Source organism: Anaerorhabdus sp., assembly GCF_036637135.1.
Lineage (GTDB): Bacteria > Bacillota_I > Bacilli_A > Erysipelotrichales > Erysipelotrichaceae > Anaerorhabdus.
Genome location: NZ_JAVWNC010000024.1, coordinates 28989 through 30918, shown reverse-complemented (window position 1 = coordinate 30918; position 1930 = coordinate 28989). Strand labels below are relative to the sequence as shown.

General features: G+C 31.7%; 3 protein-coding genes. All 3 read left to right on the top strand.

Annotation, left to right across the window (positions count from 1 at the left end):
* On the top strand, positions 1 to 422 hold a 422-nt coding region (locus RR643_RS06145; protein ID WP_332482687.1), incomplete at its 5' end, for a glutathione peroxidase.
* Positions 423 to 595: 173 nt separating this feature from the next.
* Positions 596 to 1525, top strand: a complete 930-nt coding sequence (murB, locus tag RR643_RS06140; protein WP_332482686.1) for a UDP-N-acetylmuramate dehydrogenase — start codon at positions 596 to 598, stop codon at positions 1523 to 1525.
* 42 nt (positions 1526 to 1567) lie between these two features.
* Positions 1568 to 1930 (top strand): helix-turn-helix transcriptional regulator (locus RR643_RS06135; RefSeq protein WP_332482685.1); only part of this gene is annotated, 363 nt, incomplete at its 3' end.

The window sequence follows — 1930 nt, the reverse complement described above, 5'->3', positions numbered from 1 at the left end:
AGGAACTAGAAGAACTATATGAAAAATACAAAGACTATGGATTTGAAATACTAGATTTTCCTTGTAATCAATTTGGTGAACAAGCACCAGGAACAATTGAAGAAATCAATGAATTCTGTGCACTTCACTACAATACAAAATTTGAACGATTCGCAAAAATTAATGTAAATGGAGAACATGCGATTCCTTTATACAAAGAGCTTGTAAAAGAAAAGGGATTTAATGGATTCAATCCAAATCACAAACTAACACCAGTGCTAGAAGAAATGTTATCAAAACAAGATCCAAACTATAAACAAGACCCATCAATTAAATGGAATTTCACAAAATTCTTAATCGATGCAGAAGGTACTGTAATTGAAAGATTTGAACCCACAGAAGACATGAAAGTTGTTGAAGAATATATTAAGAATCAAATTTAGAAACAGAAATCAATTCTTCGTATATCGACAAGACATGAAAGTAAATTGATGTTGCCCATGTGTATAAATTCAAACAAGTCTAGTTGTAATGATAATCAACTAGGCTTTTCTAATGCAAAGGAGTATGAAAATAATCAGTAACATATTATGATAAATATAGGAGACTATGAGTAATGAACAAAGAGAAGTTTGAAAGACATTTAATCCAAAATCAAATCCCTTTCTTTAAAGATAAATCAATGTCAGAGTATACAACACTAGAATTAGGTGGAATGGCATGGTATGTAATTGAAGCACAAAATGTGAGTTGTGTAGTAACAGTTAAGAAATTAGCTGATGAAGCTAATATGCAACTGATTATATTGGGAAACGGTTCTAATGTATTGTTTAGAGATAAAATTTTTGAAGGAGTAGTTTTAGTTTTAGCTAAACAACTTAATCAAATTGAAGTTATAGGAAATAGTGTAATTGCAGAGGCAGGTGCAAGCTTAAAACAAGTTTGTGAAGTTGCGTGCAAGAATAGTTTAACAGGATTAGAATTTGCTTATGGAATACCTGGAACTGTTGGTGGTGCAGTATATATGAATGCAGGTGCATTTGAGGGTGAAGTAAAAGATGTAGTAAAAGAAATTGATTATTTAGATGAAGATGGGAATCTAAAAAACATACATGTGCAACCAAAAGATTTCGCATATCGTAAAAGTATTTTCACGAATACAGAAAAAGTAATTTTAAAAGTACGATTTGAATTGTTACAAGGTGACTACAAAACAATACGAGAGTTAATGGATAGACGTCTACAACGACGAATTGATATGCAACCTCTTGAATATCCAAGTGCTGGTTCTGTCTTTAAAAGACCAGAAGGTAATTATGCTAGTGCACTAATTGATCAGTGTGGATTAAAAGGAAAGATGTGTGGTGGTGCAATGGTATCTAAAAAGCATGCTGGATTTTTAATTAACTATGATCATGCATCAAGTAATGATTTTATTGAACTCATTGAATATGTTCGAAAGGATGTATTGGAAAAAACAGGATATGATTTAGAATGTGAAGTAAAAATAATTGAGAATAAAAGGGCATTGGGCATCAAGAAGTAAGCATTCATTTTAGATATAGTGTTCTTAAAGGAGGATCATGATATGCATTCATGGCAACAAATTCAAGAAACAATAGATACGATAGAGGAACACTTAAATGAAAATTTAACAATTGATTATTTATCTACAAAAGCAGCACTATCACCGTTCTATTTTCAACGATTATTCACACGACTGGTTAAGTTACCGTTAGGTGAATACATCAAGTATCGTAGACTAACAAAATCATTAGATATGTTGAGTGATACAGAAGAAAAGATATTGGATATTGCACTGTGTGTTGGGTTTTCATCACCAGAGCATTATTCAAGAAGTTTTAAAGAAGCTTACGGGATAACCCCAATGGAGTATCGTAAAAATCCAATAGCGTGTAATCGCGTAAACAAACCAGAACTAATTTTAAAT